This window comes from uncultured Williamsia sp., assembly GCF_947494875.1.
In the GTDB taxonomy this organism is placed as follows: Bacteria; Actinomycetota; Actinomycetes; order Mycobacteriales; family Mycobacteriaceae; genus Williamsia_A.
The window spans coordinates 39,049-60,003 of sequence record NZ_CANLWM010000001.1 but is presented as its reverse complement, the minus strand read 5'-3'; the positions used below and the strand labels follow the sequence as shown (position 1 = coordinate 60,003).

Sequence of the window (20,955 nt, the reverse complement as noted above, 5' to 3'; positions counted from 1 at the left end):
CACACGCAGGGATCCCGCGGCGAGGAGCCGGTCCGATCAGACCCCGCCGCGGCAACCGAGGAGAAGAGCACGCCACACGAGCGGAGACCCTACCCCCGCCGTGTCGGCGGGGACAACACCACGTCGTCGGACAGGTCGGCGACGGTGTCGCGCACGGCTCGGATCTCGTCGTCGGTGAGTGGGGAGTCCCCTCGACGCCAGCAGACGCCGAGCAGCTCGTGCACCGACGCGCGCAGCCGGAGGTGGCGGGACCAGTCGTCGTGGGCGAACGACGGCTCGTCGACGGCCGCCGTGCCTGCTGCGAGTTCGGCCTCCATCGACGCCCACTGCACATCTCGTCGCCGCCCCATGGCCGCGGCCGACGCGGGTGGCGTCGTGGCCACGGTGTCGAGCAGTCGGGTCATGGCGGTCACTGTCGTCGCGCGGGTGAATCGCGTGGTGCGGCGGTGGGCGCGCGGTGCGACCACCCACAGTGCGCCGACGCCCGCGGCGACACCGATCACGGTCTCCAGGATGCGGTCGGCCGCCGGGCCGGCGATCGCCGGACCCGAGGCCGACATCGACAGCGCGAGCGGCGTGATGGCCACGACGGCGAGGCCGTAGTTGCTGACGACGGTCAGCTCGATGACGAACGTCAGGACGGTCAGCAGCACGACGAGGACCGGCGGTGACAGCGCGAGCTGGTGGACGACCGCGAACAGGCCGACCCCGACGGCGGTGCCGACCAGGCGGTGCACGCCGCGCAGCGCGCCGCGGATCCGGTCGGGGCCGAGCTGCAGCACGAGGACCACGGCAACGATCGCCCAGTCCGGTCGGCTGAGACCGAACAGGACCGACAGCACACCGGCCACGGTGGCAGCCACCGCGACGCGGACGGTTGCCACCGCGGCGGGGCTGTCGACGTGCAGCGCGGATCGCAGGCGGTGGGCCACGGACGGCCGGGGTAGCGGTGCCATCGCCGACGGGCCCGCGGGATCCGGGTCGGTCCCGGTGTGGACGCGGTGGTGCGCCTCCCACAGTCGTCGGGCGAGTGGTCCGTCCACCTGGGCGGCGTCGTGCAGGACGCTCCACGCCTGCAGCAAAGCACCGGAGGCGCCCTGACGCAGTTGTGACGAGCGGGATGCGCCGGCGTCGAGGTACGCCTCGACTGCGGCCGTGGCCGAGGCCACCGCGGCGGCCTCGGGAGCGCGGCGCCGGACGAGCGCCGGGGCCATTCCAGCGAGCAGCGACCCTCCGACGCCGGTCGCCGTGACACCGACGACCACGAGCGGGTCGACACCGTGGCGCGTCACCGACAGGGCGACGCCACCGGCGAGGACGAGGAAGAACGGACCGGGCGGACCGATGCGCAGCGCGTTGCCGACGAACACGGCGATCGCCGCGATCACCACCGACGCCGCGACGAGCCCCAGGGACGCCGCTGTCGACGGGGACGCGCCCGCGAGCTGCGACAGCGCGCCGAGGATCCCCACCGACGCGATCAGCGCGACCCCCGCGGCGAGGATCACCCGCCAGCGGATGCGGTACGGACGGTTCTCGCCGTACAGCACCGCGAATCCACCCAGGGCCGCGAGCAGTGCCGTGCGGCCGAGGCCCGCCGCGAGCAGGGCCGACGCGGGCAGGGTGAAGGCCGCGGCCGCGCGGATCGCCGCCGGCCATCGCGAGCCGATCCCGTCGACCGTGACGAACGTGCGCAGCACCGAGGGACGCGCCGGTGGGGCGTCATGGTGATCGGTGGTCGCGGCGTTCGTCATCGGTGTGTCAGCCGTGGAACGGCAGGCCCCATCGGCCGGCGAACGCGATCTCCTCGAGCGGTCGCCGGGTGCGCTCGCGGGCGTCCTTCTCGGCGATCGTCGGCTCCAGCGTCGACGGGTCGGCGAGGGTGCCGATCGCCAGCATCACCAGGGGGCGTTCACCTGCGGGTATGGAGAACCGCTCGATGACGGCCGGGACCTCGAACCCCGCCATGGGGTGGGCGATGTGACCCGAGGAGACGGCCTGGATCACCATCTGCCCGACGGCGAGCCCGAGATCGACGGCGCCGTAGGTGGTCGCCTTCTCGTCGTCGGCGTCGTCGCGGGTGCTCACGAGGACGAGCGCCGCCGCGGCCTTCGCCCAGGCGTTCCCGCGGGTCAGGGCGTCGGCGAGCCCGTCGAAGGTCTCGTCGCCCCGGACACCCACGACGAATCGGACAGGTTGGGTGGCGCCCCACGTCGGCGCCCACCGCCCGGCCTCGAGGATGTCACGCAGGTCGTCGGCATCGATCGTCGTCGACGCATCCAATCCCCGTGCACTCCAGCGCTTCTCGAACAACTCGTGCATGTGCCCTCCCGTCGTCGCGACGCCGTCGGGCCAGGCCCGGCGACCCGGTGTCAGTCGACCCGCGGGTCGCGTCGACGGAGCACCACCGCGATCACCGCGGCCAGCACCACGAGTAGCACCGCCGAGACGCCGACGGCAATGTGAAGTCCGTCAACGAACGCCGTGCGTGCGTCGACTGCCAGGGCGCTGTCGCCGACCGACCGCGCGCGGTCCAGGGTCTGGCCGAGTGTCTCGGCAAAGCCCCGACCGGCGCCGTCGGCGCGGAACACCGCCGTCGCCAGCGACCCGAGCAGGGCGAGTCCGAGGGCACTGCCCAGCTCGAAGCTGGTCTCGCTGATTCCCGACGCGGCGCCCGCCCGCTCCGGCGGGGCCGAGCCGACGGCCACCTCGGAGACGAGGCTGAACACGATGCCGTACCCGACACCGGCGATCGTGGTGGGCACCAGGTACATCCACAGCGGGGTGTCGGTGCCGACGAACAGCAGGCCGGCGTTGCCGACGGCCGCGGCCAGCAGCGCGAGCACGAACGCCGCCCGCGTGCCCAGCAGCGCCTCCACCCGGGAGGCGCCGAGGGAGAACACCGCGACGGCGACCGCCATCGGCAGGCCCGCCAGCGCCGCGGCGAGGACGTCACGCCCCAGCACCGACTGCAGGTAGATGCCCGTCAGGTACGAGAGTGCGCCGAGCGTCATCATGCAGATCAGCGCGGAGGTGACCGCCGACGAGAATTGCGGCAGACGGAACAGGGCGATCTGCAGCAGCGGGTGCCGGGCGCGACGCTGCTGCCGCAGGAAGGCGACCAGTGCGGCCACACCCACGACGCCGACGACGAGACCAGTCGCGTCGACACCGTCGGCAGCGATGTGCTTGACGGCGTAGACCACCGGCAGGATGCCGGCCAGCGACAGCACGACACCGAGGATGTCGAAGGGTTCCGTTGTGCCCGAGCGGTATTCGGGGACCAGGCGCGGGCCCAGGATCAACAGCGCCACCAGCACCGGCACGTTCAGCAGGAAGATGGAGCCCCACCAGAAGTGGTGCAGGATGACGCCGCCGATGACCGGCCCGATCGCCGACCCGCCCGCGAAGCAGGCGGTCCAGATGCCGATGGCCAGGGAGCGCCGGCGTGCGTCGGGGAACATGCTCGAGATCAGCGACAGGCTCGACGGGAGCAGCGTCGCGCCGCCGATTCCCATCACCGCGCGGGCGCCGATGAGCACCGCGGCGCTCGGCGCGAACGCAGCGACGGCGGAGGCGGCACCGAACAGCATCGCGCCGCTGAGCAGGACGCGGCGTCGACCGAAGCGGTCGCCGATGTTGCCCATCGTGATCAGCAGTCCGGCGATGAGGAATCCGTAGATGTCGACGATCCACAGCTGCTGCGCGGCCGTCGGCGCGAGCTGGTCGGTGATCGTCGGGATGGCGAGGTAGAGGACCGAGAAGTCCATCGCCACCAGCAGCACCGGCATGCAGAGGACGGCGAGGCCGATCCAGGTGCGCATCGACGGGAGGTCGTCGCGACGGGCGTCGGCCTCCGCGGGGTGGTGGATGGTGCTCATCGTGATCGCCTCCTTCTGATGTCGATGACATGGCCCGCGCGTACGGCGTACGCGCGATGGTTGCCCAGGCGAAGATACCCACTGGGTACGCTGTACGCAAACGGCTTCACGACCGCGACATCCCAGGAAGGGGCGCATGTGACCGACGGTGACGAGGGCGTCCGACTGACCCGGGAGGCGATCGTGTCGGCGGCCATCGACATCGCCGACGTCGAGGGATTCGACGCGCTGAGCATGCGCAAGATCGCCGACCGCCTCGGCGTCGGTGCGATGTCGCTGTACCGGCACGTCGCCGACAAGGACGCGCTGCTCATGGCGATGACCGAGGAGATCGGCGCGCGGTTCCCGTACCCCTACGGTGAGCACGCCGCCGACGACCCCGCCGACGATCGCGCGGCGGTCGGTGGGCGGACGTGGCGGGAGTGCGTGCAGGTCGCCACCGACACCGACTGGGATCTCTACACCCGCCACCCGTGGGTGGTGCTCGCCTACTCGTCGCCGCGGCACAGCATGGGCGCCGCCAGCCTGAGCTGCCTCGACTGGATGATGGCCGGGTTCTCGCAGCTCGGCGTCGACCGCGTCGGCGCGGCCGAGATGACCCTGACGCTGTGGAGCTACATCCAGGGCGTCGCGCTGACCGCGGTCAGCGCCGACCTCGTCCGTACGACGGGACCCGACCAGGATCCCGCCCGCGGTGGCCTGGACGAGGTGCTCGACGGCACCCCGTCGGTCGAACCGCCCCCGCGCATCGCCGACCTCGTCGGTGCCGGCCGCGCCGTCGGACTCACCGACATGCGCCGCCGCCTCGACCGCGGTGTCGACATGCTCTGTATCGGCTTCGAGGCGGTCGCCCGGGTCGCTCGGGGCTGATTCGCGGGCGGTTGTCGGGTTTCGCCACGCGCTTTTGGGTTCGCCCGGGGGATTCTGGTGGCGAACCGGGGGCGGGGTTGCGAAGTCCGCACACCACGGACGAAAACCCAAAAACCAGCATCGACAGAAAAAGTGGGCCGGACGCTCGCATGGTCGACGTGCGTTCGCATTGCCTCACGTCGTTCGCATGGTTCCGGGGGCATGCGAACGTCCCGGCAGCGTGCGAACCGCAGCCCGGCATGCGAACTCGTCGCCCACCCTCTGTCCTCAGCCGGGTTTCGCAACCACAGTCTCGGTTCGCCCGGGAAATCACACAGGCGAGCCCGAATCCCGGTGGCGAACCGCAGAAGTCGAGGGCGAGACCCGGCTCAGCTCGCGTCGGCGACGTCGCAGCCGAAGCGGCGGCGGTAGGCGGAGGGGGACAGGCCCACGGCGGCGGTGAAGTGGTGGCGCAGCAGCGTGGCCGAGCCGAAACCGACCTGGGCGGCCACCTGCTCGATGCCGATGTCGGTCGATTCCAGCAGCGTCCGGGCATGGGCGACACGCTGTTCGGTGAGCCACCGGTGCGGGGTGGTCCCGACCTCGTCGACGAACCGCCGGGCGAAGGTCCGCGACGACATGTGGGCGCGGCGGGCGAGGTCGTCGACGGCGATGTCGGCGTCGAGGTTCTCCACCATCCACGCCAGGATCGCGCCGAACCCGTCGTCGGAGCACTTCGGTACCGGGGCGGCGACGAACTGCCGCTGACCGCCGTCGCGATGGGGCGGCACCACCATCCGGCGTGCGATCGCGTTGGCGACGACGGGTCCGTGTTCCTCGCGCACCACGTACAGGCACGCGTCGATGCCGGCGGCGGTGCCGGCGCTCGTGATCACCGGATACTCGTCGACGAACAGCACGTCGGTGTCGACGCGGACGTCAGGGAACCGCTCGGCGAGCAACGCGCCGTGCCGCCAGTGCGTCGTGCACCGTTTGCCGTCCAGCAGTCCCGTCGCGGCCAGGGCGAAGGCGCCCGAACACACCGACAGCAGCCGCGCCCCACGACGGGCTGCCTCACGCAGGGTGTCGAGAACTTCGACGGGCGGGTCGACGTCGGTCCGGCCGCCGGGGATGGCGACGAGGTCGGCGTCAAGCGCCTTCGACAGCGGGTGCGGTGCGATCACCGACGCGCCGCTGCCGCTGTCCAGGGGCACACCTGGTGTCGGTGAACAGATGAGCAGGTCGAACGCCGGGACGCCGTCGTCGGTCCGGTCGAGACCGAACACCTCGTGGATCACGCCGTACTCGAACAGCGCGACGGGCTCCTGGACGATCACGGCGACGGTCTTCAGCACCCCACCATGATGGCAGAAAATTTACCGACGGTGTCATCACTGCCACTGGTGGCACGAAATCAGCGGTCGCAGGATAACTGCCATGACCTTCATCGCATTCGTCGCCCTGACCGTTCTCTTCGTCGCCGGCCTCGCACTGGCCGACCGGCGGAGCCGCCGAGCCGCGGGCCTGCCGACCCTCGACACATACCCGGGCCACATCACCGATCTGGGCCCCGACACCGATCGCATCCGGGAGGAGGTCCGCGGGATCGCCGCCCACGAGCAGCCCGCCGTCGAGAGCCACGGGTTCCCCGGGCCCGGGTGGATCGGTGTGCGCTGACTCAGATCGCGTGCGGGTAGACGGTGAGCATGTGCGCGCCGAACCACGAACTCAACGCGACCACCGCGACCAGGACCCACGCCTGGGTGAACGGCCGGCTGCGGGCGAGCGCGATCGCGGCGGGTACCAGCAGCACGAACGCAGGCAACAACAACCGCGGCCGGCTCATCATCAGCCCGCTCGACGCGCCGATCGACACGACCACCAGCGTCCCGTAGACCAGCACCGGCCAGGGGAGCCGCTCCCACACCGCGACCACGACGAGCGCGACCGTCGCGATCGTGATCCACGCCGTCGCGACCAGCGCGACCTCCGACGAGTTCACCAGCGAGTAGTTGACGAAGTCCCAGGTGCTGCGGCCCCAGTCGATCTCGGTGCCCCAACCCTGGGTCTGGATGGTGAACCAGCCGGTGGGGCTGCCGGTCTGGTGCCACACGACGGCGAGGTACCCGATGTACCCGAGCGGGGCGAGCACGAACGCGATCCACGTCGACGGTCCGTCGCGGCGGGCGATCAGCGCGGCGAACATGACGACGCCGATCAGCACGACGGCGGTCGGTCGGGTGAGTCCCGCGCCGAGGGTCATGAGTCCCGCCAGGATCCACCGGTGTTCGAGCACCCCGAGCAGCGCCCACACGGCCAGCGCGCAGAACAGGGCCTCGGTGTAGGCCATCGACAGCACGATCCCCATCGGGGCCGCGGCGAACAGCACGACGAGGATCAGCCCGACGCGGGTGGGATCGGGATCGCCGGTGGGGGAGGGGTTCTCGTTCCACAGCATCGACATCCGTGTGCGCGCACGCAGGTTGTCGGTGAACCATCCGCGGCCACCGCGGGGACGCTCGGCCATCCGACGTGCGCACAGCGCACCGAGCCGTGCGACGCCCACCGCCGCGATCGCACCCAGCACGATGTTCACCGCGATCGCGGCACCGAGCACCGAGACACCGGGGATGTCCGCGACCAGCCCGACGAGATAGGGGTAACCGGGGAAGAACGCGTACGGGGTGTTCGCGTCGCGGTACCCGTGCGCGTCGGCCTGGGTGTACGGCACCCCGTCGTAGCCGTACTCGGCGATCGCGAGCATCCACTTGCCGTCCCAGGCCGACAGGGTGGCTCCCAGCGAGCCGCCGCGGAGGTCGGTGAACCGTGCCAGCGTCGCGACACCGATCGCGCGGACCGCCAGGAACACCACCACCGGGACGACCCAGTCGCGTCCGGCGAGCCAGGCGACGAAGCTGCTCGGTCGCGTCGTCGTCTCGCCCGCGTCGTCGACGGTCGCGGTGGTTGTGGTCGCCACGGCAGAGATCGTAAGCCGATCCGGCACGGCGGCCCCTTCCGCGATCGACGCAGCGCCCGATCTGCCCCGATCGGGCCGGTCGGTAATGTGTGGCGCGTCATCGCCGGGACGACGCGCAGCGTGGCGCGCCCCGGCGGCCTGAGAGATGAACTGCGTGGAGGTACGCCGGCGTGGCACTCGTGGTGCAGAAGTACGGCGGGTCCTCCGTCTCGTCGGCCGAGCGGATCCGGCGGGTCGCCGAGCGCATCGTCGAGACGAAGAAGGCCGGACACGACGTGGTCGTCGTGTGCTCGGCCATGGGCGACACCACCGACGAACTGCTCGATCTCGCCGAGCAGGTCTGCCCCTCGCCGCCCGGGCGCGAGATGGACATGCTCCTCACCGCCGGCGAACGCATCTCCAACGCGCTCGTCGCGATGGCGATCAGCTCGCTGGGCGCGCACGCGCAGTCCTTCACCGGATCGCAGGCGGGCGTGATCACCACCAGCAGCCACGGGTCGGCGAAGATCATCGAGGTCGCGCCGGGCCGTCTCCGCAGCGCGCTCGACGAGGGGAAGATCGTCCTCGTCGCCGGGTTCCAGGGTGTCTCGCAGGACACCAAGGACGTCACCACCCTCGGCCGCGGCGGCTCGGACACCACGGCCGTCGCCCTCGCGGCGGCGCTGAACGCCGACGTCTGCGAGATCTACACCGACGTCGACGGCATCTACACCGCCGACCCGCGCATCGTCTCCGACGCCCGCCACCTCGAGACCGTCTCGTTCGAGGAGATGCTCGAGATGGCGGCCTGCGGGGCGAAGGTGCTCATGCTGCGGTGCGTCGAGTACGCCCGCCGCTACAACGTTCCCGTTCACGTGCGCTCGTCGTACACCACCAAGCCCGGGACCATCGTGTCCGGATCGATGGAGGACATCCCCGTGGAAGACGCAATCCTGACCGGTGTCGCACACGACCGCAGCGAGGCGAAGATCACCGTCGTCGGCCTCGACGACCGACCGGGCTACGCCGCCAAGGTGTTCCGCGCCGTCGCCGACGCCGAGATCAACATCGACATGGTGCTGCAGAACGTGTCGAAGGTGGACACCGGCAAGACCGACATCACCTTCACGCTGCCGCGCGAGCTCGGCCCGGTCGCGACCAACAAGCTGATGAAGCTCAAGGACGAGATCGGTTTCTCCGAGATCCTCTACGACGACCACATCGGCAAGGTGTCGCTCGTCGGCGCGGGCATGAAGAGCCATCCCGGTGTCACCGCGACCTTCTGTGAGGCGTTGAGCAACGCCGGCATCAACATCGAGCTGATCTCCACCTCGGAGATCCGCATCTCGGTGCTCACCCGCGACAGCGAGCTCGACGACGCCGTCCGGGCGCTGCACGCCGCATTCGACCTCGGCGGCGACGAGGTCGCCGTCGTCCACGCCGGAACGGGGCGCTGACCATGGGGATCCGTGTGGGAGTGGTGGGCGCGACCGGTCAGGTCGGCGCCGTGATGCGAACCCTGCTCGCCGAGCGGGACTTCCCCGCCGACGAGGTCCGGTTCTTCGCCTCGTCGCGGTCGGCGGGCAAGAAGCTCCCGTGGCGGGACGGCGAGATCACCGTCGAGGACGCGTCGACGGCCGACCCGTCCGGACTCGACGTCGCGCTGTTCTCGGCGGGCGCCACGATGTCCCGCGAGCAGGCGCCGCGGTTCGCCGCGGCCGGCGTCACCGTCGTCGACAACTCGTCGGCGTGGCGCAAGGACCCCGAGGTCCCGCTGATCGTCTCCGAGGTCAACGGCCACCTGGCCCACACCCCGCCCAAGGGGATCATCGCCAACCCGAACTGCACGACCATGGCCGCGATGCCGGTGCTCAAGCCGCTGCACGACGAGGCCGGGCTGCGTCGGCTCATCATCTCGAGCTACCAGGCGGTCTCCGGCAGCGGTCTGGCCGGTGTCGAGGAGCTCGCCGGTCAGCTGCGCGCGGGGATCGACGACGTCGAGAATCTCGTCCACGACGGCTCGGCGGTCACCGGGCCCGACCCCGTGAAGTACGTCGCGCCGATCGCGTTCAACGTGCTGCCGCTGGCCGGTGCGATCGTCGACGACGGTTCGTTCGAGACCGACGAGGACCAGAAGCTGCGCAACGAGTCGCGCAAGATCCTCGACCTCCCCGAGCTGCTGGTGAGCGGGACCTGCGTGCGCGTCCCGGTGTTCACCGGTCACTCGCTGTCGATCAACGCCGAGTTCGACCGTCCGATGTCGCCGGAGCGTGCGCGGGAGATCCTCGCCGACGCCGCGGGCGTCCGGGTGGTCGACGTGCCCACCCCGCGTGACGCCGCCGGCATCGACGAGTCGCTCGTCGGACGGTTCCGCGTCGACCCGGGTGTGCCGGACGGCCGTGGGCTGGCGCTGTTCGTCGCCGGCGACAACCTGCGCAAGGGCGCCGCGCTGAACACGATCCAGATCGCCGAGCTGCTCGTCGCGGGCTGACGTGCCCCCGGCGGCTGCCACACTGGGACGATGACCACGCCCACCGGAGGAGACGACACCCCCGAACGGGTGCCGAGCATGGCCGAACTCGACGCCCTCGACATGGCGAAGATCGCGGCCGGGCGCACCTCGGTGGACAAGCATCTGCGCGACGAGGATCCCGGGCCGCCGCCCGCCTCGCTGCGCCACGCGCTCACGGTCTGGTACACGCAAGCGGCACTCGGGCTCGTCTCCGTCGTCTACGGTTTCGTCGCCCTCGGCACCATCGGGGACGCGCTGCGCGCCCGCCTCGCCGACGGCGTCGTCCGCGATCCCCGCAACGCCGCACCCGCCTCGAACATCGACTCCCTCTCGTCGACGGTGCCGCCGATCCTGCTCGTCGGCATCCTGGTGGCGCTCGCGGTGCAGTATCCGCTGCTGACCGCCGTCGCCCGGCACCACAGCCGGAACTGCCGGAACTTCTACGTGACCGTCGTCGTCGTGACGCTGCTCGCGATCCCCGTCGGCGTCGACCTCCTCTTTGCCTACCCCGAGGTCCCCACGGTCATGACGGTGATCGCGTGGGTGCAGTTCGGCCTGCTGATCCTGTCCGCCCTGTTCACCTTCCGGCGCGACGTCAACCTGTGGCTGCCGGCTCCGATGCGCCTGCGCCCCGGGCGTACCGGCCGCTACTGAGGCTGCCCTTGCCACGGGGAATGCCCCATGCGTGCCGCAGCGTTGGACCGCAGCGGCGAGATCTGCGCGGACAGTGCGCGGACACGACCGACCCGAAAGGACTCAGATGAGCATCGATCCGGCCTACACCATCTCCTCCAAGGCCACCGGCGGTGGACGTGACGGGCAGGTGTACTCCGCGACGGGCAACATCGACCTCGACCTGCGTCCGCCGAAGGAGATGGGTGGCAGCGGGGAGGGCAGCAACCCCGAGGAGCTGTTCTCGGCCGGTTACGCCGCATGCTTCCTCGGCGCCCTGCACGCCACCTCGAAGCAGGCCGGCACCCCCGCCCCCGAGGGCAGCACCGTCGACGTCACCATCGGGATCGGCAAGGACTCCTCCGACGGTGGATTCGGCCTCACCGCGACCATCGACGTCACCCTCCCCGGCCTCGACCAGGCGACCGCGGACAAGCTGGCGCAGGGCGCGCACCAGTTCTGCCCCTACTCCAAGGCCACCAGGGGCAACATCGAGCAGACCGTCCGCGCGCACGTCTGATCATCCGGGCGTCGGCTGACCGCGGCGCTCACCCGAACCACGGCGACACGATCCGGCCATCCGGGTCGTGTCGTCGTCGTATGTCGGCCAGGCGAGCGGTGTTGTCCGCGAACCACCGCTCGGGTGGCGTCCCCGCCTCGGTGTAGTTGACGTAGCCGCCGTCGGACTCCGCTCGCACCCGGTCGTGGCAATCGGACAGCCAGGCGCAGGCGGCGGCCGCACTGTCGTCGGCGGCCAGCGGGTCGACGATCCACTGCACGACGGCCGCGTGGGTGCGCCACGGGAACACCGTCGCGGGTGCGGCGACATCGGTCACCGCCCCGTCGAGGGGATCGACGATGGCCGACGTCGCGCGGCCCTGCGCGCGGCGGGCGCGGACGGCCTCGATGACGGCGACGGACACCTCGTCGTCGATCGTCCGCAGGACGTCGGATCCGCCGACGAAGGGGTGCGGCGTCTGAGACGAGTAACGCGCGAACAAGTCCAGGATCCCCGTCTGGTCGAGGCCGACCGTCTGCGACGCACGAGGACTCGCCGCGATGCGCGTCGTCACCTCCGTTGCGGCGGTGGCACCCTCGCCGCGCGGGACGATCAGGAGCACGGTCGCGCCGACCTCGTCGACACCGTCGGTCGCGACCGTCACCGTCCCCCACGACTCCCGCGGTCCTGCCGCCGTCCAGGCGACCGTCGACGCGATCGCGGCTGCCGCGGCGGAGTCGTCGAATGTCATCGCGACCACGTCGCGGTCGCGCACGGTCGAGGTCTCGAACGTCATCGAGACGACGACACCCACGGACCCTGCGCCACCGCGGCAGGCCCAGAACAGATCCGGGTTCTCCGTCTCGGAGGCGGTGAGCACTGTGCCGGACGGCAGGACCACGTCGGCGGAACGGAGGCGGTCGCAGGTGAGACCGTCTGTCCGGGAGTCGATCCCGATCCCACCACCGAGCGTCGACCCGCCGATGCCGACCGTCGGGCACATCCCCACGGGTAGCGATCGTCCCGACTGCGCAAGCCGTCGTTGCACCGGCCCGAGCGCTGAACCCGGTGTAACGGTGACGGTCTCACCGTTTACGACGATCCCGCCGGCCAGGCGGCGGAGGTCGAGCACGACCGCGCCGCTCGCAGTCGACGCGCCGACGTAGGAGTGACCGCCACAGCGCACGGCGACACGCACCCCGAGCTCGCCGGCGACGCCGAGCGTTGCCGCCACCTGCTGCACCGTCGTGGGCGCGACGACGGCGACCGGTGTCGCGTCGTCGAACCGGCTGTTGAAGACCTGCTTGGCCGCGGCGTAGCCGGGATCGATTCGAGTCGTCAGTCCGACGCCGGTGATCGCGGCGAACGACCCCGCTCCGGACGCCGAGCCGGTGTCCGCCCTCGCGGGCACGGCCCGGAGGGCATCGAGCAGTCCGGCGGCGGCCAGCCCCCGCAGAACCGCCCGCCGCGTCGGCTTCGGTCGGTCCACGGCGTCCCTCCGCTCCGCGTGTCGTGTCGTGCCGGATCGTATCGGCGGCGTCGACAGCGCACCGTCCGAGCGTTCGGTCCCACGGCTTGTACGGTGACCGGCGTGAGCCCTACAGCAGCCGCCCTCGTCCTCGTCGTGGTGACGGTCGTGGCGGCGGTCGCGTTCGTCGCGCACCGCCGCAGCGACGCCCGTCGGCTCGAGGACCAGGCGGCGCTCGTCGAACGGCTGCGGTCGCTCGCCGGGCAGGACCCGGTGCACCGGGCCGCGGTCGACGAGTTCGAGGTGCGGATCTACCAGCGGTTGTTCTCGGCCGGAACGGTCGGCCCGCGCCTGGTCGCGGCGGCGTGGGCGGGGGTCGGGACCGTCCTCGGCGCCTCCGGTGTGGTCGTGGCCGCACAGGGCGACGGCCTCGGGTCGCTGGTTCTCCTCGTCCTCTGCGGCGTCACCACCGCGGTGTTCGGCGCGCTGACCGCCGTACACCTCGTCCGCGCCCTGTACGCCGTGACGACACTGCCGCGCGTCACCGTCGACGATCTGCCCGCCGAGCCGGGTGAGGACTAGGACAGCGTTTCGTCGCGCCGGTGCGGGGTAGTCGGTGGCCATGGTCGACGAGAGCACCCTCGCGCAGCGCATCGCGCAGATCACCGAGCAGTACCCGAATCGTGCGGCGCTCGCGTTCGACGCCGACGGCAAGCTCATGGACTGGCGGGAATCCGACGGTGACGACTGGGCGAACGGTTCGCTCGACGGTGAGCGGCTCATCGAGGTGCCCGGGGGCGCCGACGAGGATGCCGTCCAGGCCGCGGTGAACGCCCGCGGCTGAGGCGCGAACCGCGACGCGATCGACCAAGCACTTGCTAGGTTCGCGGGTGTGAGGTCTCTGCGTCGCGCGCTCATCGCCCTGTTCCTCGTGGTCGCGGTGACGACCGCAGTGGGCGGGACGGCGGAGGCGACGCCACTGCCGGTCACGTACGACTTCTTCTCGGGTGTCGGCCCCGAGCTCGCACATCACGGAGGATCGCTGCCCGGGTCGAACGACTTCTCGTGCCGACCTACTGCCGCCCACCCGGACCCGGTGATCCTCGTGCACGGGACCGGCGGCTCGCAGCAGACGAACTGGGGGACCTACGTCCCGCTGCTGAAGAACGCCGGCTACTGCGTCTTCGCGCTCACCTACGGCGCGCTTCCCGGCCCTTGGCCGGTGTCCGCGATCGGCGGCATGGGCCCGATGCGCGAGAGTGCCCGGCAGTTCGGATCTTTCGCCGATCGCGTCCTCGCCGCGACGGGCGCCGCCCGCGTCGACGTCGTCGGTCACTCGCAGGGGACGCTCATCCCCGCACTGTGGGTGAAGAGCGGAGCCGGCGCGCGCAAGATCGGGAGGTACGTCTCGCTCGCCGCGCTGTGGGAGGGGACGTCCCCGGCCGGGCCGACGATCGACATCGCGCGTCGGCAGGGACTGCTGCCGGCCGAGCTACCCGTGTGTGCGGCCTGCGGTGAGTTCGACCCGACCTCGTCGATCATCCGCGGACTGCAGGCCGGCGGACTGTACGAGCCGGACATCACCTACACGAACATCGCGACGATCCACGACGAGGCCGTCGTGCCGTACACGTCCGGCCTGGTGCCCGGCGGCGCGAACGTCACGAACATCGTCGTCCAGGACGGGTGCCCGCAGGACCTGACCGAGCATGCGGGTCTGGCCGGATCACGCCGTGCCGCGACGTTCGTGCTCACCGCCCTCGACCCCGCGCACCCGCGGACGCCGGTGTGTGAGCGGGCGGCGCCGTTCACCGGTTCGCGATTCTGAGCGGGTCGCACCACCTTTCTCTGACAAGCGCGGAAAGTGCCCCGACCGGAGTCTAGGAAATGGGTGCAATTTTTCTGCAATACGTGCAGATGGACACAAATATGCCTCCTGCCTGCGAAAACGTGTCTGTGGCAGCGTGTATTTTCGATCGGGTAGCACGAATGATGGGTCGTGAGGGGGCGTCATGGGAGATATGCCGCGGCCGGTGTTGAGCCCGCGTGAGGCCGAGGTCCTGCGTCTGTGGATCCGGTCGGAGAGCAAGGACGAGGTGGGGTCGGCATTGACGATCGCGCCGGCGACGGTCATGACCCACATCGCGCGGATCCGGAACAAATACGCCGACGTGGGACGCCCCGCGCGGACGAAGGCGCAACTCCTCGCGCGTGCACTGCAGGACGGCCTGGTCGAGCTCGACGATCTCTGACCCGAGCTCGTCTGCCGACGTCAGCTCGGGAGCAGTTCGGCGAATGCCGCGGAGAAGAGCCGCGTGCAGACGTGCTCGATCGCGGCCGGGTCGGCAGTCGCCTCGCCGAGGACCCAGTCGACGAGGAGCTGGTTCACCGCCCCGACCAGACCGATCGCACTCAGCCGGAACTCGTCGGTGGTCTCGGCGAGCCCGGCGTGCGCCATCCCCGCGGTGACGATGATCTCGGCGAAGTCGCCGATGACGCGACGCCGACGCGCGTCGAGTGCGGGACTGACGCCGACCACCTCGAGCAGCATCACGCGGGCCCGTCGCCGGTCCGCGGTGAGATAGCCGATGAACTCGGTCAGGGCGACGTGCGCGAGTTCGGCGATCGTGGGCAGTGTCTTGTCGATCGCGTCGACGGTGCGGTGGCCGACGTCGTCGACGATCTCGTCGTACACGGCGAGGAGCAGGGCCTCGCGCTCGTCGAACGACTCGTAGAAGTAGCGCTGGGTCAGACCGGCACGGTCGCAGACCTGCTTCACCGACACCCGTTGATAGCCGTCGGTGCCGAAGAGGTCGAGGCCCGCCTCGAGCAGAGCCGCGCGACGCTCGGCCACCCGCGCAGCGGTCGAGCGACCGCCGTACCGACGACCGCCGGTGCGGCGATCCGCTGCAGTCGGCGCCTCTCCCACGGGCGCCGATGCTACCGCCCGGTGGAGGTCCGCCGATCGCTCGTCGGGAACGGCGGCGTGTCAGATAGTCTGCGCGGGGGTGGGCGACGAGCGGGAGAAGGTCGATGAGCGAACACACCGTCGTGATCGTCGGGAGCGGCTTCGGCGGGCAGTGCGCCGCGATGCGGCTCCTCGATCGGGGCATCGACGACTTCGTCATCCTCGAGCGTCGCGACTTCGTCGGCGGGACCTGGACACAGAACACCTACCCGGGTGCTGCGGTGGACGTGCCGTCGCCGCTGTACTCGATCGCCGGCGAGCCCTATCCCTGGCGTCGGTTGTTCGCGAAGCAGCACCAACTCGCCGACTACACCCGTGACGTCATCGCCCGGCACGGCCTCGACCGCCACATCGTCCTCGGCGCCGAGGTGACCGGGATCGAATGGGAGGACGACGCCTGGACCGTGCGGACGTCCGCCGGCGACTTCCGTGGACAGTTCGTCGTGAACGCCTCCGGCCCGCTGAGCACCCCGGTGGTGCCCGACTTCCCCGGCCGGGACACCTTCTCCGGACCCGCCTTCCACACTAACGACTGGGATCACGACGTCGACCTCACCGGCAAGCGGGTGGCCATCGTCGGCAGCGGCGCCAGCGCGGCGCAGGTGATCCCGGCGATCGTCGACGACGTCGAGCGCCTACATGTCTTCCAGCGCACCCCGCACTGGGTGCTGCGCCGCCACGACGTCTCGTTCGGTCCGCGTCTGTCGCGGTTCCTCGCCCGGCCCCGGGTGAACCAGCTGCTCCGAACGGCGATCTACTGGAACCTCGAGACCCGGATCGTCGGCTTCAAGTACTCCCGCCAGGCCATCCACCTCGTCTACGAGACGGCGGCGAAGCGGCTGTTGCGCAGGACGATCCGCGATCCCGAGCTCCGACGCAAGCTGACCCCGGACTACACCCTGGGCTGCAAGCGCGTGATCCTGTCGAGCACGCTCTACCCCGCGCTCGCGCGCGACACCGTGACCCTGCACGACAAGACTGACGGCGTCGCCGAGGTCACCCCGACGGGCATCGTCACGACACAGGGCGATCACGTCGACGTCGACGTCATCGTCTGGTCCACCGGCTACGACTTCGCCGACGGGCTCGTCTCGTATCCGGTGAAGGGGGTGGACGGACGGATGCTCGCCGACGCCTGGTCGCCGTTCCCGAGGGCCTACCTCGGCACGACCATCCCGTCGTTCCCGAACCTGTTCGTCGTGACCGGGCCGAACACCGGCATCGGCCACACCTCGGCCATCTTCCTCATCGAGGCGCAGATGGACTACATCATGACCGCGATCGACGAGGTGCGGTCCCGTGGTGCGCGCACCATCGACGTCACCGAGGACGCCGAGCGCAGCTACACCGAGATGATCCATCGGGAGATGGAGGGCACCGTGTGGGAGGCCGGTGGCTGCAACTCCTGGTACAAGTCCGCCGACGGACACGTGGTGGTGACCTACCCGGGCTTCAGCTTCACGTTCCGACGACTCGCCCGCGACTTCCGTCGCGAGGATCACCGCGTGGCCTGACGTCCCCGAGCGTCACCCCCGGCGGACTCCGACCCCGCGTCGACGAGTCGCCAGGCGACGTCGGCGAGGGGGAGGTTGCCGTTCTGGGACAGACGGCGCAGCAGCGCGAACGCCTCGACGGCGTCGACACCGAACCGCTCCATGACCATCCCCTTGGCCTGACCGATGGCGTCGCGGCTCGCCAACGCGCTGCGGAACTCGCCCTGCTGACGTGTGCGGAACATCGCGAGCGCGGCGTGGGTCGCGTAGACGCGACCGATCTCCCGACTGTCCTCGTCGAAGGCGTTCACGGTGTCCGAGAACAGGTTCAGGGCGCCGAGCGTGCCCTGGTGGGTGAAGAGCCGGAACGACACGCTCGACCGGGCCGGTGTCTCGGCGACGATCCGCGCCGACAGCCGGGGCCACCGCGGATCGGAGCTGATGTCGTCGACCCAGACCAGCGTGTCGTCGCCGGCCGTCGCGCCGGCGGCCGCGGCGAGGCAGGGGCCCTCACCCGTGTCCTGCTGCAGGGCGTCGAGGGTCGACATGATGTCGTCGGTCGTCGCCACGCTGGTCAGCTCGCGCTGGGAGGCGTCGACGAGCAGCACCCCGGCGTGGTCGGTCCCGGGCACGTTCGCGAGCGCCCCCGACGTGACGGCCGTCAGCACCCGGTCGAGGGCGTCGGGTGCCGTCTCGGGGATCGCGTGCATCTCCCGGACGAGTTCCGCCATGCGCCGATGGATGTCCACGGCACGCCGGGTTACCCCGTTCGGCGTCGGTGAAACGCCTCAGTCGCGGTCGAAGGAGCCGTAGACCGTGAGTGCCCGGTGGTCGACGCGGAACCGGGCACGGTCGGTGCGGGTGCGCACGTCCCCGTCGAGTGCCACCGCCGTCGGGCCGTCGAGCGCGACGACCTCGAGCTCGGAGACGCGGTCCTGACGGTAGAGGCCGGTTCGGTCGAGGCGCCCTGTCAGCGCGGCCAGCATGATCCGGGGGACGGCCCATCGGGGCCCCACGTCGAGGGCACGGACGTCGAGGACGCCGTCGTCCATGTGCGGGCGGTGTGCCGGGGCGAAACCCGGTGTCTCGTAGGTGGATGCGCCGATGAAGAACATCGAGGTGGTCACCTCGCGGTCCCCGATGCGCAGTCGCACCGGACGTTCGCGGCGCAGCACGTGCAGCAGAGCGATCAGCGACGCCGCGGGTTTGCCGACGCGACGGTCGTACCGTTCGCGGAACCGGACGAACTGGGGGTAGGTGCCGATGTTGGCGTTGTTCACGAACGACGTCTCGTCGTTCAGGACCGCGAGATCGACTGCCGCGGCGCGTCCCTCGCGGATGGCGCGGATCGTGTCGTGCACGGTGGCGCAGCCGATGTCCTTGGCGAAGTGGTTGAACGTGCCGCCCGGGACGACGGCCAGCGGGATGCCGTTCGCCCGGGCCGCGGTCGCCGCGGCGCCGATGCTGCCGTCGCCGCCACCGATGGCGAGCACCTCGGCCTCGCGTGCGGCGTCGGCCACCACCGCGGTGAGGTCGTCGTCCTCGCCGAGGGTGACGACCCGCGCGGCGGGCAGGCGACGGCGCACCACGTCGGCGAGGCGGCTTCCGGTGCCGCCTCCCGACGCGGGGTTCACCACCAGGACGACGCCCTCGCCGTCGGGCCGGGGTGGGACGTCGACCCAGGACGGTTCAGGGGCGCGTTCGCGGTGCACCGACAGGGGTGGGAACGCCTTCGACATCCCCCACGCGATCCCGGCGCCGGTGGCGAACCCGATCACGACGTCACCGGGGTAGTGGGCGCCCGTCGCGACACGCGACACCCCGACCGCAGCGGCCAGCGGCGCGAGCGCGAGCCCCAGGCCGCGGTTCTCGACGCCGACGCCGACGGCGAACGCCGCGGCGCTCGCCGAGTGTCCCGAGGGCATCGACCCGGACGTCGGGGTCGGGACCAGTCGCGCGAGCGGGACCGCGTCGGTGACGGGCCGACGTCGTCCCCAGATCCGTTTGGCGACCTGGTTGGTCACCAGGCTGCTCACCGCGATCCCGGCGACGCCGCGGGCCGCCGCACGCTGTGCCGACCCCACGCGAGAGATGCCGAGGATCGCCGCGATGCCGAACCAGAGTCGCGAGAAACTGGCCGCGATCGTCAGCCGGCGCATGGTCGCGTCGAGGACGGCCGAGTCGGTCCGAGCGACCGCCAGGAACACTGCGCGGTCGGCCCGCGACGCCGTCGACGCGAGACGCGTCCGGTGCCGTCGGACTCGAAATCGGTTGCGCACGCGTGGCCCTTCGTCGGCGGCAGTCGGCGCGAGGTGAGACCTCACGTCGGCGGCACTGACGACCGCCTGTCCGATTCTGCCCCCGATGCCACCAAGGCGCGGCAGGCACCCGTGAACACTTGTACTCTCGGGAAGAGACGAGCGTCACAACGAGTTGTGGAGGGGGTGAACGTGCTCAGCCGACCGCCGCGCCCACAGCGCGTTGACGTTGCCGGACCGAAGTCCGAAGAGGTGCACGATGGCTGAACGGGGCGCGACACCACAGGTGTCCCCTGCGCGACGGTTGTTCCTCAAAGGCATCCGTGCGCTGTTCAGTCCGCTCGAACCGGACGATTACATCGAGCTCATCAACCCGTTGTGGACGACCAAGGAACTGCGCGGTCGGGTCGAGGAGGTCACGCCGGAGGGCACCGACGCGTCGACCGTCTGGATCCGTCCCGGCTATGAGTGGCCGGGTCACGAGCCCGGTCAGTACGTGCGTCTCGGCCTCGTCATCGACGGCAAGTTCCATTGGCGCGCTTACTCGCTCACGTCCGACCCGGAGCCACGGGACGGCCTGATCAGCGTCTCGCCGAAGCTCGTCGAGTCGGGGACGGTGTCGCCGTACCTCGTCGAGAAGATCAAGCCGGGTGAGATCGTCCGGTTGAGTGACGTGGAGGGGACGTTCCTCCTGCCCGACCCGCTACCGGAGAAGATGCTGTTCATCAGCGCGGGCAGCGGCATCACCCCGATCATGAGCATGATGCGCGAGCTCGATCGTCGCGACGAGATGAACGACATCGTCGCGATCCACTCGATCCACGCGCGTGAGCAGACCATGTTCAGCAAGGAACTCGAGAGGTTCGACCGCGTCCACGACGGATTCACCCTGAATCTGCGGGTGACGGGTGACGAAGGGCGCATGAAGCCCGCAGACCTCGACGAGCTGTGTCCGGACTGGCGGGAGCGCGAGACCATGGCCTCCGGGCCCGGCGAACTCCTGGACGACCTCGTCGAGTTCTACGACGAGAACGGCGTCAAGGACAAGATCCACCTCGAGCGGTTCCAGCCGACGTTCTCCGCCACACCCGGTGAGGGTGAAGGCGGCCATGTCGCCCTGCTCAAGTCGGATGAGGAATTCGAGGTCGAGCCGGGCGTTCCCATTCTCGCAGCAGGTGAAGAAGCCGGCCTGCAGCTCAAGTACGGATGCAGGATCGGTATCTGCCACACCTGCACCGGAGTGTTGAAGAAGGGTCAGATCCGGGATCTGCGTTCGGGTGAGGTCAGCTCGCCCGAGGGGCAGTCCATCCGGATCTGCGTCAACAGTGCCGAAGGCGATGTGGAGATCGACCTGTAGGTCGCCTCGGCGACCAGACCCCTGCCGACAGGTTCGACCCGC

21 protein-coding genes are annotated in these 20,955 nt (G+C 70.6%); 12 read left to right on the top strand and 9 right to left on the bottom strand.

Annotated elements, in window-relative coordinates; genetic code table 11:
• Positions 1 to 89: 89 nt before the first annotated feature.
• The 3 genes from Q1A98_RS00285 to Q1A98_RS00275 are packed head-to-tail and all read right to left on the bottom strand — an operon-like array spanning position 90 to position 3,881.
• Positions 90 to 1,754, bottom strand: a complete 1,665-nt coding sequence (locus Q1A98_RS00285) for an FUSC family protein (protein ID WP_299568988.1) — start codon at positions 1,752 to 1,754, stop codon at positions 90 to 92.
• A 7-nt stretch (positions 1,755 to 1,761) separates the two neighbouring features.
• Entirely contained in the window at positions 1,762 to 2,322 is a 561-nt protein-coding gene (locus Q1A98_RS00280) for a nitroreductase family protein (RefSeq protein WP_299568986.1), read from the bottom strand.
• A gap of 50 nt (positions 2,323 to 2,372) precedes the next feature.
• Positions 2,373 to 3,881 carry an MFS transporter gene (locus Q1A98_RS00275; protein WP_299568984.1) on the bottom strand — a complete coding sequence of 503 codons (1,509 nt, stop codon included), beginning with the start codon at positions 3,879 to 3,881 and terminating at the stop codon, positions 2,373 to 2,375.
• A 138-nt stretch (positions 3,882 to 4,019) separates the two neighbouring features.
• Between Q1A98_RS00275 and Q1A98_RS00270 the strand changes: the two genes are divergently transcribed.
• A complete protein-coding gene (locus Q1A98_RS00270; protein ID WP_299568982.1) occupies positions 4,020 to 4,751 on the top strand; it encodes a TetR/AcrR family transcriptional regulator in 732 nt (243 codons plus the stop codon).
• 368 nt (positions 4,752 to 5,119) lie between these two features.
• On the opposite strand, the gene Q1A98_RS00265 is transcribed toward Q1A98_RS00270, so the two are convergent.
• A complete protein-coding gene (locus Q1A98_RS00265; protein WP_299568980.1) occupies positions 5,120 to 6,085 on the bottom strand; it encodes a helix-turn-helix domain-containing protein in 966 nt (321 codons plus the stop codon).
• An 82-nt stretch (positions 6,086 to 6,167) separates the two neighbouring features.
• Here Q1A98_RS00265 and Q1A98_RS00260 point away from each other — a divergent pair, with 82 nt between their 5' ends.
• Positions 6,168 to 6,407 carry a hypothetical protein gene (locus Q1A98_RS00260; RefSeq protein ID WP_299568978.1) on the top strand — a complete coding sequence of 80 codons (240 nt, stop codon included), beginning with the start codon at positions 6,168 to 6,170 and terminating at the stop codon, positions 6,405 to 6,407.
• Between the two features lies 1 nt (position 6,408).
• Here Q1A98_RS00260 and Q1A98_RS00255 read toward each other — a convergent pair whose 3' ends face one another.
• Positions 6,409 to 7,605, bottom strand: a complete 1,197-nt coding sequence (locus tag Q1A98_RS00255; protein ID WP_299570446.1) for a hypothetical protein — start codon at positions 7,603 to 7,605, stop codon at positions 6,409 to 6,411.
• A 272-nt stretch (positions 7,606 to 7,877) separates the two neighbouring features.
• On the opposite strand from Q1A98_RS00255, the gene Q1A98_RS00250 reads away from it, so the two are divergent.
• The 4 genes from Q1A98_RS00250 to Q1A98_RS00235 all read left to right on the top strand — a co-directional run bounded on the left by Q1A98_RS00250 (position 7,878) and on the right by Q1A98_RS00235 (position 11,390).
• Positions 7,878 to 9,143: an aspartate kinase gene (locus tag Q1A98_RS00250; RefSeq protein WP_299568976.1), complete on the top strand. Its 1,266-nt coding sequence runs from the start codon at positions 7,878 to 7,880 to the stop codon at positions 9,141 to 9,143.
• A gap of 2 nt (positions 9,144 to 9,145) precedes the next feature.
• Positions 9,146 to 10,177: an aspartate-semialdehyde dehydrogenase gene (locus tag Q1A98_RS00245; RefSeq protein ID WP_299568974.1), complete on the top strand. Its 1,032-nt coding sequence runs from the start codon at positions 9,146 to 9,148 to the stop codon at positions 10,175 to 10,177.
• A gap of 30 nt (positions 10,178 to 10,207) precedes the next feature.
• Positions 10,208 to 10,852 (top strand): hypothetical protein, encoded by a 645-nt coding sequence (locus Q1A98_RS00240; protein ID WP_299568973.1) that lies wholly within the window; start codon positions 10,208 to 10,210, stop codon positions 10,850 to 10,852.
• A gap of 106 nt (positions 10,853 to 10,958) precedes the next feature.
• On the top strand, positions 10,959 to 11,390 hold the full coding sequence (locus Q1A98_RS00235; protein ID WP_299568971.1) for an organic hydroperoxide resistance protein: 432 nt from the start codon (positions 10,959 to 10,961) through the stop codon (positions 11,388 to 11,390).
• 28 nt (positions 11,391 to 11,418) lie between these two features.
• Here Q1A98_RS00235 and Q1A98_RS00230 read toward each other — a convergent pair whose 3' ends face one another.
• Complete coding sequence (locus Q1A98_RS00230; protein WP_299568969.1) at positions 11,419 to 12,858, bottom strand: FAD-dependent oxidoreductase; 1,440 nt, start codon at positions 12,856 to 12,858, stop codon at positions 11,419 to 11,421.
• Between the two features lie 102 nt (positions 12,859 to 12,960).
• Between Q1A98_RS00230 and Q1A98_RS00225 the strand changes: the two genes are divergently transcribed.
• The 4 genes from Q1A98_RS00225 to Q1A98_RS00210 all read left to right on the top strand — a co-directional run bounded on the left by Q1A98_RS00225 (position 12,961) and on the right by Q1A98_RS00210 (position 15,089).
• On the top strand, positions 12,961 to 13,419 hold the full coding sequence (locus tag Q1A98_RS00225; RefSeq protein WP_299568967.1) for a hypothetical protein: 459 nt from the start codon (positions 12,961 to 12,963) through the stop codon (positions 13,417 to 13,419).
• Between the two features lie 40 nt (positions 13,420 to 13,459).
• Positions 13,460 to 13,681, top strand: coding sequence for a hypothetical protein (locus Q1A98_RS00220; RefSeq protein ID WP_299568965.1), 222 nt, complete (start codon positions 13,460 to 13,462; stop codon positions 13,679 to 13,681).
• Positions 13,682 to 13,759: 78 nt separating this feature from the next.
• Positions 13,760 to 14,665, top strand: coding sequence for an alpha/beta fold hydrolase (locus Q1A98_RS00215; protein ID WP_299570443.1), 906 nt, complete (start codon positions 13,760 to 13,762; stop codon positions 14,663 to 14,665).
• Positions 14,666 to 14,849: 184 nt separating this feature from the next.
• Complete coding sequence (locus tag Q1A98_RS00210; RefSeq protein ID WP_299568963.1) at positions 14,850 to 15,089, top strand: LuxR C-terminal-related transcriptional regulator; 240 nt, start codon at positions 14,850 to 14,852, stop codon at positions 15,087 to 15,089.
• 20 nt (positions 15,090 to 15,109) lie between these two features.
• Here the strand turns inward: Q1A98_RS00210 and Q1A98_RS00205 are convergent, their stop codons facing one another.
• Positions 15,110 to 15,766: a TetR/AcrR family transcriptional regulator gene (locus tag Q1A98_RS00205; RefSeq protein ID WP_299568961.1), complete on the bottom strand. Its 657-nt coding sequence runs from the start codon at positions 15,764 to 15,766 to the stop codon at positions 15,110 to 15,112.
• Positions 15,767 to 15,870: 104 nt separating this feature from the next.
• Between Q1A98_RS00205 and Q1A98_RS00200 the strand changes: the two genes are divergently transcribed.
• Positions 15,871 to 17,319 carry an NAD(P)/FAD-dependent oxidoreductase gene (locus tag Q1A98_RS00200; protein ID WP_299568959.1) on the top strand — a complete coding sequence of 483 codons (1,449 nt, stop codon included), beginning with the start codon at positions 15,871 to 15,873 and terminating at the stop codon, positions 17,317 to 17,319.
• Here the strand turns inward: Q1A98_RS00200 and Q1A98_RS00195 are convergent.
• On the bottom strand, positions 17,304 to 18,029 hold the full coding sequence (locus Q1A98_RS00195; RefSeq protein ID WP_299568957.1) for a GAF and ANTAR domain-containing protein: 726 nt from the start codon (positions 18,027 to 18,029) through the stop codon (positions 17,304 to 17,306). The genes Q1A98_RS00200 and Q1A98_RS00195 overlap by 16 nt on opposite strands.
• 57 nt (positions 18,030 to 18,086) lie before the next feature.
• Positions 18,087 to 19,505, bottom strand: a complete 1,419-nt coding sequence (locus tag Q1A98_RS00190) for a bifunctional phosphatase PAP2/diacylglycerol kinase family protein (protein ID WP_299568955.1) — start codon at positions 19,503 to 19,505, stop codon at positions 18,087 to 18,089.
• A gap of 310 nt (positions 19,506 to 19,815) precedes the next feature.
• On the opposite strand from Q1A98_RS00190, the gene Q1A98_RS00185 reads away from it, so the two are divergent.
• Entirely contained in the window at positions 19,816 to 20,913 is a 1,098-nt protein-coding gene (locus Q1A98_RS00185) for a ferredoxin reductase (RefSeq protein ID WP_299568953.1), read from the top strand.
• The last annotated feature ends 42 nt before the right edge of the window (positions 20,914 to 20,955 follow it).